Raw genomic sequence first — 13,918 nt, forward strand, 5'->3', positions numbered from 1 at the left:
ATTATTGACCCTGATTATTGGATTAGATTGTTGTTGAGTCATTGGAGCGGTAGTTCAGCTGGTTAGAATACCGGCCTGTCACGCCGGGGGTCGCGGGTTCGAGTCCCGTCCGCTCCGCCAAAATAAGCGCGCCTTTATTGGCGCGTTTTTTTATCAAGAATTTGACGAACAAGAACAGAATATTAATAAAGAGCAATCTGCTATGTTAGAAAGTATCAGAGAAGGGGTAAAAAAGCCCTGGGTAAAAATTGTAGTTTTTGCGATAGTAATATCGTTTGTCTTTGCTGGTTATTTCACATCTTCTTTCTTCCTGGGTGACCCTAATGCGGTCGCAATTGTGAATGGAGAAAGTATTTCCCGCGTTGACTTTCAAAGAGAGTACCAGCGAGTGAAAGCACAGCAAGCTGACTACTATAATGCTAATGTGAAAACAGAAGAAGATGAGCGTGAATTTCAGGAAAGAGTTCTTCAGGATCTGATCAATAGAGAAGTGACACAGCAGGCAACCGCGGATCTCGGCATGAGACTCTCAGATAGTGCTTTGAGGAAAGTTATTCACGAATTTCCTGCTTTTAAAGACTCAGAAGGAAATTACTCTCGCTCTTTAGTTAATCAAATTCTTGTCAGAAACGGAATGAATGATGCTGAGCTCAAGAGTACTTTCCAGTTTCAAGAAACATATACTCATCTGGTGGACGGGATTACCAGCACAGAGTTTTCATTACCTGAGGAAGCGAGAAAAGATTTTGAACTGTTAATGCAAAAACGTAGTGGTAAAGCATTGAAGCTAAATTTTGAACAGTTCAAAAGCGGAATAGAGGTGAGCGAAGAGGAAGTTCAAAAGTATTATAATGAAAATCAGGAAGCGTACCGGGTAGAAGAGAAAGTGTCTGTTGACTACATTGAGTTATCAATAGACAAGCTTAAGGCTGCTCAAGCGCCAACTGATGAAGAAATTGAGAGTTATTATCAGGATAATATCACTCGCTTTCAGGGAGAAGATCAGAAGCAGTTTTCACATATTCTTATCCTTAGTAATGGTGATGAAAATGCCGCTAAAGAAAAAGCCGAAGCGATTCATGCAAAGTTAGCAGATGGTGACTTTATTGCAATTGGTGAAGCTGAAGCCGATGAAGCTGGCGACTTAGGGATTCTTCTTGAAGGAGCACTTGAACCTGCGGCGGACGAAGCTGCTAAAGCTTTAACTGAGGTTGGTCAGGTATCAGTACCAGTCAAGATAGAAGATGGCTATCAGATCCTGAAGCTGACAAATCTTATTGCTGGTGAAGTGCAATCTTTGGAGCAAGTTAAAGACGAGCTCATCGTCGAACTTAAAAAGATAAAAGCAGAAGAGGATTTCTACGCCAAGTCAGAGTTGTTAAAAGAAAAAGCTTTCGAATTCTCTGACTCTTTGCAGGAAGCTTCAAATGCCAGCGGAATTCAGGTAGAAACCAGCCCTCTTTTTGGACTGTCTAGCAGAGAAGGTATCTTTGCAAATCAACTGATTAAAGATGCTGCTTTTAGTTCAGATGTTAAAGAGGCGCTGTTGAATTCACAGCCTATTGAAATCGGCGAAAATCATCTTGTGATTTTACGTCTTAAGGAGCACAAGCCTAGTACTATTGAACCATTTGAGGCAGTTAAAGAGAGAGTGTCTAGCACCATTCTTCAGACCAAGGCTAAGGAAAAAGCTGGTGAGTTAGCAAACATTATTCTTGAAAAAGTAAAGGCAAAAGAAGAAGTAGAAGAGATGTTAACCGAAAACTCTCTTTCCTGGACAGAATTAGATGATATTCAGCGTAACAATGCTTCTCTGTCATACATGACTAACCAGAAGTTCTTCAAGTTGACTCCGCCAGCTGAAGGAGAATCTACCATCGATATGGTGGAAGACTTCCAAGGCTTTGCAATCTTGGTTTTAACTGAAGTCAAGCCAGGTGATTGGAGCTCAGCTGAAGAGGCGGTTAAAAAGCAAAGAGAATTATTTACTAACCGGTACTTTGCCAATTCAGAGCACTCAGGATTTATAGAAACGATGCGCTTAAAAGCTGATGTAAGACGAAATCTTGATGCACTTGCTCAGTAAGTTTACATTAGTGTCAGCAAAAGCCGCTTTTATAGCGGCTTTTTAGTAACTATGGCTTGTGACTAATGACTACTTTGTCGTCTTAAAGCAGGCTGCGCGGTGTCCGCTATCCAATTCGAATAATTCCGGCTTTTCTTCCAAGCACTTTTGAGAGCAATAGTTACATCTGCCGGCAAACTGGCAACCTGTAGACTTCGTACTTTCCTTACCTACAGTTTTAGGCGTAGAAAACTCTGGAAACCTTTGACGATACATAGGGGTACTCGCAAAAAGCGTCTGAGTATATGGATGTTTCGGGTTATCAAAAATTTGATCGACGCCACCATATTCAATTACTTCTCCTTTAAACATTACCATTACCCTATCTGCGATATGCTCTACGATGTTCAGGTCGTGAGAAATAAACAGATAGGAAATCCCCATTTGTTCCTGAAGTTCCTGAAGAAGATTTAGAATTTGTGCCTGAATAGAAACATCCAATGCGGAGAGGGGTTCGTCAGCAATAATTATTTGCGGATCTAAAATTATTGCCCTTGCGATCGCAATTCTTTGTCGCTGTCCACCAGAGAACATATGAGGATAACGATATTGGTGTTCAGCAAGCATCCCTACCTTTACAAGCGTAGTAGCGATTTTTTCTTTTCTTTGCTTTGAAGAAAGCTTGGTATTTATCTGTAATACCTCGTCCAAAGTTTCGCCGATTCGAGCTTGAGGGTTTAGTGATTCGTATGGATTCTGGAATACCATGCGAATATTCCGAAAGCGATTTTTTCTCTGCTTCCTGCTTCTTGGGTTTTGCTCTTCGTTATTAAAATAAACTTTTCCACTTGTCGGCTTTTCGATCCCGATAATCTGTCTGGCGAGTGTTGATTTTCCACTTCCTGACTCTCCTACAATGGCCAGTGTTTCGCCAGCATCAAGTTTAAAGTTAATGTTACGAATGGCTTCTATTTGTTGAGGCAGACCCAGTCTTCGCCTGGAAACCGAATAGCATTTGCTGATGTTTTTCACTTCAAGCAAACTCATTTTTGCGCTCCCGAAAGTGTTTTATGATCATTTTTTTCCGGTTGTTGCGCTAAATGACACCGAACTTTTCCATGGTTTTCTATGGTAATCAGCTCTTGCTCTTTAACACAGTACTTTTCTGCCTTTGGGCATCTCGGCCCTAGCCTGCAGCCTACAGGCAGTTCACTCATCGGCGGTATATGACCCTCCAGGGCAAACAGTCGACTGCCTTTTTTATGCCGATCACCCAATTGCGGAATACTATCGAGTAATGCTTTTGTATATGGATGTTTCGGTGCCTTCAAGATATTTTGCGTTGCTGCATGCTCCATTAATAGTCCTGAGTAGATAACCCCAATTCTATCGGTATTTTCTGACAGTAAGGCGAAATCATGTGTGATTAGCATCAGTCCAGCTTCTTCAGCCTGGCTGAGATTAACGAGCAGCTCGAGTATTTGAGCCTGGATGGTAACATCGAGGGCTGTTGTGGGCTCGTCGGCGATAAGCAGCTTGGGTTTGCAGGCCAGTGCAATAGCAATTGCTGCACGCTGACTCATTCCGCCAGAGACCTGATGTGGATAAAGCTTTAGGAGAAGCTCTGGGTCTAAAATACCGACGGAGTCAAGGAGTTCTAGTGCACGAGTTTTTCTATATTTTCTGCTCCCTCCCTGATGCAACGCTAATGTCTCATCAAGTTGACTACCAATAGTAAAGCACGGGTTTAAACTGGATTGTGACTCCTGAAAGATGATCGCTGCTTTCGAAGCAACATAGACTGAACGCTCAGCGGGATCCATTTTCATAAGATCTTCTCCGTCCAGATTTACGTAATCGGCTCGCATCGTCATTTTAGGGGATAACAACCCCATGATAGCAAGTGCCAGCATACTTTTACCTGAACCGGACTCTCCTACGATACCTAATATTTCGCCTCCATCCATCTTAATGGACAGTCTCTCTATTACTGGTAACGGACCACTATTGCTGTGATAGGTTACACTCAGGTTTTCTACTCTCAGTAATGCCATGTTGAGTAACCCCTTTATTACTTATCCAGATCGAGTGCATCTCTCAAGCCATCTCCAAGAAGATTGATAGAGAGTAATGTAAAGAAAATCGCAAGTCCGGGTAAAGTCACTGTCCATGGGGCGTTTACGATGTTGTTGTGCGACTCAGATAAAATTGTTCCCCACTCTGGGTTTGGGGCTTGAGCTCCCAGCCCTAAAAAACCTAATGCTGCAATTTCTAATATCGCGGTAGAAAATCCTAAAGTAATTTGCACAATCAATGGGGGTAAAATATTTGGTAATATGCATTTGGCAAAAAGTCTGAATCTTCCTGCACCGTCTAGAATCATCGCAGTAACATATTCTTTGTTTAATTCATTAATTATGGCACTTCGAGTAACCAATACGAAATGGGGAATTAAGACGAGTGCGACTGCGTAAATTGCATTAGGCAGGCCAGGCCCAATGATAGCGACGATGACGATAGCCAAAAGTAAAGAAGGGAGAGCTAGAATCAGATCCATGAGTCGTTGTAATAACTGATCGATAACACGGTTTGAAAACGCCGCAACAAAGCCCAGAGACATGCCAATAGAGCCAGCAATTATTACTACAATTAATGCCAGTTTGAGAGACAGGTTTGCTCCATAAATCAGTCGGGAAAAAATATCGCGTCCAATTTCATCTGTACCAAGAAGAAACCTGGTTTTTCCTTCGTCATACCAGGAAGGCGGAAGTAGTAAGTCGTTAAATTGAAGCGTTGGGTCATAAGGCGCTATAAAAGGGGCGAAAATAGCTGCGAAGACAATCAAACTGAAAACTAACAATGCTGCGCTCGCCAGCTTATTTTTACGAAAACTTTTCCATCGCCTCTGCGCAATGCTTGGAATTCTTTGTTGTTGATAAAACTGTGGCTGATGTCTCATCGTTTATGCCTCAGTTTAGGGTTTGCATAGAAGCTGAGAACTTCTACCAGCATATTTATTATTACCACAATACTGGCGATGGCGAGCAGCCCAGCATGGAGAGTAACATAATCTCGTCTGTGAACAGCTTCGAGTAGCCACTTGCCAACCCCTGGCCAGGAAAAAATGGTCTCCGTTATTAATGTACCGGTAATCAGAACACTAATTTGGAGTCCTACAATAGTGAGGATAGGGAGCATTGCGTTTCTTAACGCATGAACCCAGATTATACGCATTTGCGACAAGCCTTTTGCTTTTGCCGTTCGGATATAATCACTTCTAAGAACCCGGATCATTGAAGAGCGTGTGATTCGAGTGAAAATTGCCAGTGGTACGGTTCCAAGTACTATTGCAGGCAGAATTAAATGATGAAGGGCATCGTAAAAAGCTTCAAACGCATAGGGTTGGTCGGAGAGTAGTGTATCAATTAGCATAAAGCCGGTTACCGGAAGAATATCGTACTCAAAACCCAGTCTGCTGGCTACCGGGGTAAGCCCCCAGGATAGAGAGAAAAGTAAGACTAGCAGCATTCCCCACCAAAAAATTGGCATTGAATATCCGACCAAAGTGGTAGAGACAATAAATTTATCTTGCCAGGTATTTTTATTCTGTGCGGCAAATATTCCAAGCGGTACACCAACGATAAGAGCAAATAAGAGAGCTGCAACTGATAACTCAATGGTAGCTGGAAAAAAAGTAAGAAATTCATCTAAAACTTCTGTTCCATGCGCCTGGGAAATCCCCCAGTTGCCATTGAATATCTGTTCGAGGTAGAAAATGTACTCGTTTAAAAGATTGCTTTGACTACTTGTCGAGCTAATATGGTTCAAGGATTCTTGCGGAAAAAAACGAGTAATACCGAAAGTAATAAAAGTCAGTATCATCAAGCTGGTCAACAGCATGAGCATTTGTCTGACAAAGAGTCTAATCACGATAAAACTCCTTATCGAGGTAGACTCCAGAAAAATGCACACCACCAGCAGGAATAATGTGAAAATTTTTAACTCTTGGGTTGATTATCGCATGTTGAGTTGCGTGGGCAATAGGAACCCATGGTGAATAATATTTAAAGAGTTCTTGTGCTTCCCGATAATGATTGACTCGCTTTCTGAGCTTGGTCTGGGAGCGAGCCAGATGAATCAGCCGACTAAAATCTGGTTCGCACCAGTTCGAAGCGTTGGTTCCGGTAATAGTTCCGCCACAGCTTAGTAGTGGAGTAAAAAAGTTGTCGGGATCGCCATTATCTCCGATCCATCCCATCAAAGCGGAGTGATGTTGTCCCTGCCTCACCTTATTTAAAAAGGTACCATATTCATAGGACTCTATTTTTACTCGAACACCGATAGCTTTCAGGTCTTCCTGTATGAGTTCAGCCATTTTTTTGGCGTTAGGGTTGTATGCTCTTTGCGCAGACATGGTCCATATTGTCATATCAAAGCCGTCTTCAAAGCCTGCTTCCTCCAGAAGTTTTCTTGCTATATCCGGCGCATACGGGTAGTCATCAATTGAATCATCATACGACCACATATTTGGGGGAATCGGGTTTTTAGCCGTTGTAGCCGTCTGTTTGTAGACTGCTTTAATGATGGCCTTTTTATCAATTGCGTGGTTTAGAGCTAACCTCACTTTTAAGCTATTAAAAGGTGTTTTTAACATATTCATTGCCAAATAGGAAACATTTAGCCCGGCACTACTTAATACTTTGGCGTATTTAAAATTATGCGCTGAACTGATATGTACAGGTAAAGGGTTGGCCATTACATCGCATTCTCCAGCCACGAGGCGGGCAAATCTTAATGAAGGATCAGGGGTTATTGCGAAAACCAGATTTTCCAGTTTTTCTTTTCCTCGCCAATAGTCAGAGTGTGCTCGGTACCTGATATAGGCGTCAGGTTGATACCTCACTAATTTAAAGGGACCTGTTCCTACAGGTTTAAGGTCAAGTTGTTCAGGTGCGCCCTCAGAGAGGAGTTCGGCTGCGTACTCTTCTGAAAGAATTGAGGCAAAGTCCATGGCTAGAGTTGCTAAAAAAGGACTTTCAGCTCGAGAGAGATAGAACTTTACCTGATATTCACTAATTTTCTCGATTTTTTGAATTAGGCTGGTTAACTCCATCGACTCAAAGTAGTTGTACGACAGGTTTGAAACTTTATGAAAAGGATGCGTCTTGTCTCGTTGGCGTTCAAAGCTGAAAATAACATCATCTGCGTTAAAATCGCGTGAAGGTACAAAATATTCTGTTTGGTGGAGCTTAACTCCTTTTCGTAGATTGAAAGTATACTCTCTGCCATCACTTGATATCTGCCAACTTTCAGCCAGTCCTGGTTCAATATAGGTTGTACCCTGTCTAAACTCTACCAGCCTGTTGTATAGCGTACGCGAAGAGGCATCAAAGGTTGTTCCTGAGGTCGACAGTTGAGGATTGAAGGTTTGAGGACTGCCTTCGGAGCAATAAACCAGCACATTTTCTTTTACATCTGTTTTTTTCTGATACTGACACCCGGAAGCTAAAAGCACGGTGAAATAAATCACACCAAGGGCCTTTATCCTGTTTGGTAACTTCTTAATCACAATTCATCACTTTTGGTCAAGTAATTGATATTTCTTGAGATATCCGCGAAGTTGATGATAAGTCAATCCGAGTAATTGTGCACACTTTTTCTGGTTAAATTGGGATTGTTCCAAGGCCTGTGTGATCAGAGATACTTCTATATCAATTATTTTCTGCTTAAAATCGATCGGAAAGTTTGTGAAAACTTCCTGTGTGCCTGTTGGCAACGAGGGAACTTGTTCGATTTCTTCGTCAGTCTTTTCTGCCTGGGGTTCGTAACCTGAATTTGCTTCTGTTGTTTGATTATATCGTTCGCCATGCAACCGATAGGGGGAAGAAAAAGGGTCGAATTCGATATCTTCGATAACCTGTTCTGGAGCTGTTTTGTATATATTGCGCTCAACCACGTTTTTCAGTTCTCTGACATTTCCGGGCCAGTGATATTGATTCAGTGCCTGATTGGCCACAGGGCTAAAACCGGCAAAATAATCTCGACCAAGCTCCCGCGTCATTGCCAGAGCAAAATGTTCGGCGAGAATGGAAATATCAGATACTCTAGCTCTTAAAGGGGGGAGGGTAATGACATCGAAAGCGAGTCTGTCCAGTAGGTCTGCTCGAAATTTACCTTCTTTAGCCAGTTTGGGGAGGTTTTCATTGGTTGCAGCAACTATACGAACATCTACTTTTATTGTCTTGTTACCTCCAACTCTTTCCATTTCACCATATTCGATAACGCGGAGCAGCTTTTCTTGCACTGCCAAAGAACTATTGCCTATTTCGTCGAGAAAAAGTGTACCATTGTTGGCTAGCTCGAACCGTCCTAAATGGCGTTTGTTTGCCCCGGTAAATGCTCCCGATTCATGCCCAAAAAGCTCTGTTTCCAGAAGATTCTCATTGATTGCAGCACAATTGAGCTTTACAAAAGGTTGTTCCCATCGACCCGACAGGAAATGCAGCCTTGCTGCGATAAGTTCTTTGCCGGTTCCTCTTTCTCCTACAATTAGTGCGGGTTTATCTATAGGGGCAAGTAAGGATACTCTCTCTATCACTTCTAAAAAACTGGAGGATTCGCCGATCAAGTTGTCCTTGTGGATCTGCATACTTAAGTCTCTTGTAAATGTAAAATAGTCAGCAATGTTTTGGAATGAATAGTCAAATTGACTAACAGTTACACTATTCTTACACACCGTAAGTTGGTTCGCTAGATTTAAATTGTAAAAACATAATAAAATACAATGGCTTATAATTTTCTCAAAGTTGGCACGAAAACTGAAGTATCTATAGAAAAACAGGTTGATATTAGTGAATTTAACCAACTATATGATTAGTAAATAGGCCTGAATGTAATTAAGGTTCTAATTAAAGGCCAATAGTTCCATAGGAAAGACCAAAAATGTTTAGTGTGAAATCGGAAAAGGTGCTGACACGAAGAGGAAGTAAATTACTCGCCGAGGTTATTATTGGCATCATTGGACTTCTTGGTATTTTAATCGCTCAGTCAGCTCACGACAGCCATATGAAGACAGGTACTAATGTGAGTGGCGAAGTTGTTAAAGTAGTACAGGTGCCTACAAAAATAGATTGGCTTGAAATATTGTTTTAACTTTTCAAATTTTAGTGTTGTTTTAGTAGAGAATTTATTTAAACCCCTTGGGAGGATGTGTTCATGGGAATTTTTTCAAGATTTGCTGATATTGTGAATGCGAATATCAATGCCTTGCTCGATAAAGCTGAAGATCCCGAAAAGTTAATCAGGTTAATCGTTCAAGAAATGGAAGATACGCTAGTTGAGGTCAGGACTGCATCGGCTCGCACTATTGCGGATAAGAAAGATATCTCCCGCAGAATAGAAAGCTTTCAAGCTGAAGCTCAAGAGTGGGAGAGAAAAGCTGAATTAGCGATTTCCAAAGGTCGAGAAGATCTGGCTAAGGCTGCTCTAGTCGAAAGAAACAAAGCTGATGATGCCGCTAATGAACTTCAGGGAGAGCTGAATAAGCTTGAAGAGGAGTTGGCTCGCTTATCTGCCGAGATTACACAGCTTCAGGATAAGTTAAATGACGCAAAAGCCAGGCAAAAAGCATTGCTAATGCGTCACAAAACAACTTCCTCTCGTTTAAAAGTTAAGCAGACTATGCATTATTCAGGTGAAGATGCAGTGAGCCGTTTCGACCGTTTCGAGCGGAAGTTGGATGAGCTGGAGTCCGAAGTTGAGTCATTTGAGTTGGGCAAGAACAAGTCATTGGCGGACGAAATCGATGACCTTGAGAAAGAAGATGAAATTGACAGGCAGTTAGCCGAACTTAAAAAGCGTGTTAATAGCAAGCCACAATCTAAAGAGGAGAAGTAAAACATGGAAGATATGATGTTTGTGCCGATAATTCTTTTTACGATTTTTGTGGCGCCTATCTGGGTTATCATGCATTACCGCTCTAAAAATCAGAAGGGATCGGGACTATCCGAAGCAGAGCACTATAGACTGCAGGAACTCACAAAAATAGCAGATAGTATGATGGAGCGAATAGAGACTCTGGAGTCCATCCTGGATCAGGAAACTCCGCAATGGAGGCAAAAGTATGACGCCGAATAGCGACTTTTCCGGGTCCGGAAGGAAGTTATACAAAAAGCCGGATGATGCCAAAATTTGTGGGATTTGCTCAGGAATTGCTGAATATCTGGGTTTTGAGACATGGGTAGTGCGGATAATAGCTGTTTCTCTTTTATTATTTGCCAATGGTGCAGCGGTACTGGGTTACATTATTTTATGCTTTGTTTTGGATGAAAAGCCCGGTTCTAAAAAAGGAAAAGCCTCAAAAGAGAAAAAAAGGACACATTTTTCGACCGGTGAACCCGATAACAGTCAGCCATACAATCCGACTGTTAAGGATGTTTGGCGCTCAGGCTCTTCACCTCAGGAGATGCTTAGCAACATTGAGAGTAAATTTTCTAAAATAGAGAAGAAGCTCCAGTCTATGGAATCTTTTGTGACTTCTAAGCAGTACGAACTAGAAAAAGAATTTAACAAAATGGAATCCTAAAGCTTTTCTCCGCTCGTCATCCCCCTCGACTACTTTAATTGTGCCCCGGTTAAGGGGCTATTTTATTGCAAAAACAAATAAATATTTGCAATATTCACTTTCAAATACTGATATATCTACCTATTTAAGTGTGCATTTTACCAAATTCCAGTGATTGTTTTTTGTTCAAAAACCTAGCTCAAGCCCCCGAAAACAGCCGTTTTTACTCAAAATAAAATGTGTAACTAAGTGTTGACCTTCGAGAACAATTGCGGTTAGTATCTGGGTTGGCAGATCAGGCCTAATGGCCAAAAGATGCGAGTTTTGGACTTTTTGAGCATAACAAAAAGCTGGAATGTCGCTTTAATAACAACCTCCATGACAACCAGGGAGAAATAAATTGAGTACATTAGATAAACGCAATCCAATTGCGAAAGCAGTAAAGTACGCTTTACTTGCTGGAACAGCGGTGACTGCTTACTCTGCTCCTTCAGCTTTTGCAGCTGAAGAAGAAGCTGAAGAGCAAAAAATCACTATCACAGGTTCTCGCCTAAAAAGAACTGACGTTGAAACTGCACAGCCTGTAACAATCATTACTCGTGCAGAGTTAGACATGTCTGGTGACACAAGTGTTGCTGATGCATTGAGAAATACTTCTGCAAATAGCTTCGGTTCTTGGAAAGGTCAATCAGGCTACGGCGCTGGTGCAACTGGTTCTGCAGAAATTGACTTACGTGGTGTTGGCGCTACATTAGTACTTGTTGACGGACGTCGTATGCCTGGTGCAGGTTATGACGGTGGTGCTACTCAGAACTTAAACAATATCCCATTAGCTATCGTAGAGCGTATTGAAATCCTACGTGGCGGTGCATCTGCAATCTATGGTTCTGATGCTGTTGCTGGTGTTGTTAACATTATTACTCGTTCTGAAGTTCAAGGCGGAAGCATTTCTGCTACTTTCGAAAAGCGTGGAATTGACGACGGTAAGAAAACTAAATACGAATTTGCTGCTGGTGTATCTGGCGACAAAGGAAGCATGTTAGTTGTTGCTGAGCACACAAGCATTGACGAACTTGCTGACAACGAAGTATCTGGCTTCGACAATGGTGTTTCTTGGTACTCTCCTGTTGCAAATGCACAATACTACAGTGCTGCTTCATGGACTGCCAATTTTAATGCATACGATGGTACTCAGTTAAGAGACGACGGTACTCCGTACGTAGACTTTGTAGATGCTGACGGCGATCCTTCTCCATATACTGCTGCAGAGCAATATGCTGACGATCAAAATAACTGGGCGTCTGAGTGGGATGCTGGCCTTTGTGGAAGCGTAGCTAATACTGTTCCTCAACCAACTGCAACTGCTCTTGGTGGACGTTGTGGATACGCTTACTCAAATGTAACCTGGTTGTACCCACAACAAGAAATGGATTCTATCTGGACTAAGTTCTCTTATGAGCTGACTTCTGATATCGAGTTCAATGCACGTTTGGGCTATGTTGGTACCAAAACTCACTCACGTTACGCGCCAACTCCAGTTTCTACTAACCTGGTAACTATGGCTCCATCACATCCTGGTGTTCCTGCAGCTACAGCTGCTGATGCTTGGTCTAACCTGTACTTGTACCACAGATCTGCATTATTGGGTAATCGTGATGCTTACTTCAATGACAGCTCTTTCGATATGGTATTTGGTCTTGAAGGTTTCTTGGACGTAGGTGCTGGACTTGATTGGACCGCTAACTACCAGCGTACTTTGAAAGACGAAACTTTGTTCAACCATAACCTGATCAATGACGTTGCATTCCAACAAGGTCTTGATGACGAGTTGTTTGACCCGTTCAATACTGGTTATTTGAACGGTGGTACGCCTTTCACTACTGCTGAGTGGGAAGAGCATGCTATTGACTTCTACAAAAGTGTTGCGCATACCGGAATTTTCGAAGTTCATCAGGTAAAAGACATCATCGACGGAAACATCGGTGGGGAAATCATGTCTAATGACACTATGTCTGTTGGATTTGTTGTTGGTGGCGAGTTTGAGCAAACTGATTTCACTCAGATTTCTGACCCAGAATCAGGCCAAGGCTTCATTTCTGGTGGTTCAGGTGGTGACGATGTTTTCGCATCACGTGACCGTACTTCTCTATACACTGAGTTCGCATTCAACTTCGACTTCGGTTTAGAAGTTAGTGCAGCTGCTCGTTACGATAAATACGAACAGTCTGGTGATGTTGGTTTAGATGCTCTTGCTGATAAAGAATTCTCTGATACAACTACAATGATTAGTGCGTTGTACAGACCTACTGATGACTTGTTGATTCGTGCAGTAACTGGTGAAGCTTTCCGTGCACCTACTATGCCTGAGTTGTTTGCAAGCGCGTCATTCGGTTTCCCATCTGGTTACGATTACTACTACTGTGATACTCTAGGTAACCCAGGTAATGATGCAACTTACTGTAATGCGACTAACCAACCTCAGCATCTTGCTTGGTACGGTGGTAACATCCTGCTTGAGTCTGAAAATGCCGATACTGATAACTTCGGTGTTGTCTGGAACGCAACTGACGACTGGTCTCTTGAGTTAGGCTGGTACAGAATCGATTACTTCGACAAAATCGTTAATATCTCTATCAACGAATTAATGTTGTTGGATCAAGTTGCTGGTGGTACTTCTACTGCGGTAACTCGTGGTAGCGACGGCAAAATCACTTCTATCCAGGCTGGTACTGCTAACTTAGCACGTCAAAAAACCTCTGGTTGGGATTTTGCGACTGCTTATAACATCGAAACAGATATCGGTAAGTTTGTTGTCAAAGCTGATTTGACTCGTGTTATCGATTATATGAGTGTTGATTCTGACGGAAATGGTCGTGATGCAACTGGTTTGCTTGACCTTCCAGAAATGAAAGCTAATGCTCAAGTTAGCTGGTCTAAAGATGATTACTATGCTGCATGGCGTATGAACTTCATCAAAGGACAAGATGCTACTTCTGCTAGCTATGTAGATATCGACAACGTTATGACTCATAACATCCAGTTCGGTATGTACACTCCTTGGAACGGTGAAGCTGTAATCGGTATCCGTAATCTAACTGATGAAGATACTCAGTACTACACTGGTAGTGCAGGATGGAGAAACTACAATACGACTCTTTATAGTCCAGAAGGTCGTACTCTCTTCTTCCGTTACACTCAATCTTTCTAATATAGAAAGACATATAAAAACGGCGGTTTAACCGCCGTTTTTTTTGCTTGTAACAATGTAAATTTAGAATAATAAATATAAG

Annotated in this window: 12 protein-coding genes and 1 tRNA gene; 7 read left to right on the plus strand and 6 right to left on the minus strand. The window is 42.0% G+C overall.

All coding sequences use genetic code 11. The features are described 5' to 3' along the window. The first annotated feature begins 43 nt into the window (after positions 1–43). A tRNA-Asp gene (locus IYN84_RS01485) sits at positions 44–120 on the plus strand. An 82-nt stretch (positions 121–202) separates the two neighbouring features. Then, a complete protein-coding gene (locus IYN84_RS01490) occupies positions 203–2,086 on the plus strand; it encodes a SurA N-terminal domain-containing protein (protein ID WP_196137395.1) in 1,884 nt (627 codons plus the stop codon). A gap of 69 nt (positions 2,087–2,155) precedes the next feature. On the opposite strand, the gene IYN84_RS01495 is transcribed toward IYN84_RS01490, so the two are convergent. The 6 genes from IYN84_RS01495 to pspF are packed head-to-tail and all read right to left on the minus strand — an operon-like array spanning position 2,156 to position 8,714. Continuing rightward, positions 2,156–3,112 carry an oligopeptide/dipeptide ABC transporter ATP-binding protein gene (locus tag IYN84_RS01495; protein ID WP_196137396.1) on the minus strand — a complete coding sequence of 319 codons (957 nt, stop codon included), beginning with the start codon at positions 3,110–3,112 and terminating at the stop codon, positions 2,156–2,158. Beyond that, positions 3,109–4,119: an ABC transporter ATP-binding protein gene (locus IYN84_RS01500; RefSeq protein WP_196137397.1), complete on the minus strand. Its 1,011-nt coding sequence runs from the start codon at positions 4,117–4,119 to the stop codon at positions 3,109–3,111. The genes IYN84_RS01495 and IYN84_RS01500 overlap by 4 nt, the downstream gene beginning before the upstream one ends. 17 nt (positions 4,120–4,136) lie before the next feature. Continuing rightward, on the minus strand, positions 4,137–5,024 hold the full coding sequence (locus tag IYN84_RS01505; RefSeq protein ID WP_196137398.1) for an ABC transporter permease subunit: 888 nt from the start codon (positions 5,022–5,024) through the stop codon (positions 4,137–4,139). Next, entirely contained in the window at positions 5,021–5,995 is a 975-nt protein-coding gene (locus tag IYN84_RS01510) for an ABC transporter permease subunit (RefSeq protein WP_371734720.1), read from the minus strand. Before IYN84_RS01510 ends, IYN84_RS01505 begins: the two co-directional genes overlap by 4 nt. Then, complete coding sequence (locus tag IYN84_RS01515) at positions 5,988–7,634, minus strand: ABC transporter substrate-binding protein (protein ID WP_210330259.1); 1,647 nt, start codon at positions 7,632–7,634, stop codon at positions 5,988–5,990. Before IYN84_RS01515 ends, IYN84_RS01510 begins: the two co-directional genes overlap by 8 nt. 6 nt (positions 7,635–7,640) lie before the next feature. Next, the gene (gene pspF, locus IYN84_RS01520) at positions 7,641–8,714 is read right to left on the minus strand and encodes a phage shock protein operon transcriptional activator (protein ID WP_196137399.1); all 1,074 of its coding nucleotides are present in this window, start codon (positions 8,712–8,714) and stop codon (positions 7,641–7,643) included. 293 nt (positions 8,715–9,007) lie between these two features. On the opposite strand from pspF, the gene IYN84_RS01525 reads away from it, so the two are divergent. The 5 genes from IYN84_RS01525 to IYN84_RS01545 all read left to right on the plus strand — a co-directional run bounded on the left by IYN84_RS01525 (position 9,008) and on the right by IYN84_RS01545 (position 13,836). Continuing rightward, positions 9,008–9,217, plus strand: a complete 210-nt coding sequence (locus IYN84_RS01525) for a hypothetical protein (RefSeq protein ID WP_196137400.1) — start codon at positions 9,008–9,010, stop codon at positions 9,215–9,217. A 63-nt stretch (positions 9,218–9,280) separates the two neighbouring features. Then, the gene (pspA, locus tag IYN84_RS01530; protein WP_196137401.1) at positions 9,281–9,961 is read left to right on the plus strand and encodes a phage shock protein PspA; all 681 of its coding nucleotides are present in this window, start codon (positions 9,281–9,283) and stop codon (positions 9,959–9,961) included. Between the two features lie 3 nt (positions 9,962–9,964). Then, the gene (gene pspB, locus IYN84_RS01535) at positions 9,965–10,201 is read left to right on the plus strand and encodes an envelope stress response membrane protein PspB (RefSeq protein WP_196137402.1); all 237 of its coding nucleotides are present in this window, start codon (positions 9,965–9,967) and stop codon (positions 10,199–10,201) included. After that, entirely contained in the window at positions 10,188–10,649 is a 462-nt protein-coding gene (gene pspC / locus IYN84_RS01540) for an envelope stress response membrane protein PspC (protein ID WP_196137403.1), read from the plus strand. Before pspB ends, pspC begins: the two co-directional genes overlap by 14 nt. Before the next feature lie 379 nt (positions 10,650–11,028). Continuing rightward, positions 11,029–13,836 carry a TonB-dependent receptor domain-containing protein gene (locus IYN84_RS01545; protein ID WP_196137404.1) on the plus strand — a complete coding sequence of 936 codons (2,808 nt, stop codon included), beginning with the start codon at positions 11,029–11,031 and terminating at the stop codon, positions 13,834–13,836. Positions 13,837–13,918: the final 82 nt, after the last annotated feature.

Origin of the sequence: Aliikangiella sp. G2MR2-5 (genome assembly GCF_015687155.1) — a bacterium.
Lineage (GTDB): Bacteria > Pseudomonadota > Gammaproteobacteria > Enterobacterales > Kangiellaceae > Aliikangiella.

Bases quoted from the DNA above. Each gene is read 5' to 3' on its own strand.
- pspC (WP_196137403.1), top strand. From the start codon at position 10,188: ATGACGCCGAATAGCGACTTTTCCGGGTCCGGAAGGAAGTTATACAAA.
- IYN84_RS01505 (WP_196137398.1), bottom strand. From the start codon at position 5,024: ATGAGACATCAGCCACAGTTTTATCAACAACAAAGAATTCCAAGCATT.
- IYN84_RS01500 (WP_196137397.1), bottom strand. From the start codon at position 4,119: ATGGCATTACTGAGAGTAGAAAACCTGAGTGTAACCTATCACAGCAAT.
- pspB (WP_196137402.1), top strand. From the start codon at position 9,965: ATGGAAGATATGATGTTTGTGCCGATAATTCTTTTTACGATTTTTGTG.
- IYN84_RS01525 (WP_196137400.1), top strand. From the start codon at position 9,008: ATGTTTAGTGTGAAATCGGAAAAGGTGCTGACACGAAGAGGAAGTAAA.
- IYN84_RS01495 (WP_196137396.1), bottom strand. From the start codon at position 3,112: ATGAGTTTGCTTGAAGTGAAAAACATCAGCAAATGCTATTCGGTTTCC.
- IYN84_RS01490 (WP_196137395.1), top strand. From the start codon at position 203: ATGTTAGAAAGTATCAGAGAAGGGGTAAAAAAGCCCTGGGTAAAAATT.
- pspF (WP_196137399.1), bottom strand. From the start codon at position 8,714: ATGCAGATCCACAAGGACAACTTGATCGGCGAATCCTCCAGTTTTTTA.
- pspA (WP_196137401.1), top strand. From the start codon at position 9,281: ATGGGAATTTTTTCAAGATTTGCTGATATTGTGAATGCGAATATCAAT.